This window comes from Bacillus sp. NTK071 (assembly GCF_017303315.1).
GTDB lineage: Bacteria > Bacillota > Bacilli > Bacillales > Guptibacillaceae > Guptibacillus.
The window spans coordinates 1-261 of the sequence record NZ_JAFKOI010000123.1 but is presented as its reverse complement, the minus strand read 5'-3'; the positions used below and the strand labels follow the sequence as shown (position 1 = coordinate 261).

At 62.5% G+C, this 261-nt stretch carries 1 pseudogene; it reads right to left on the bottom strand.

Annotated elements, in window-relative coordinates:
- A pseudogene (locus JI666_RS22215) lies at window positions 1-261 on the bottom strand (Asp-tRNA(Asn)/Glu-tRNA(Gln) amidotransferase subunit GatB); the annotation flags it as partial.

The following is a 261-nucleotide window of genomic DNA, read 5'->3' as shown; positions in this document are numbered from 1 at the left end:
GCCCGCGCCCATCTCGACGATGACTTCGCCCTCGCCGACGATCGGGTGATAGAGCTGGCTGATCTGATAGCCCTGCGGGTTGTCGGGGTAGAAGTAATTCTTGCGGTCGAAGGCCGAGCGCAGGTTGATCTGCGCCTTCAGGCCCAGCCCGGTGCGCACCGCCTGCTCGATACAGAATTCGTTGATCACCGGCAGCATGCCGGGCATCGCCGCATCGATGAACGAAACGTTCGAATTGGGCTCGGCGCCGAAGGTGGTCGA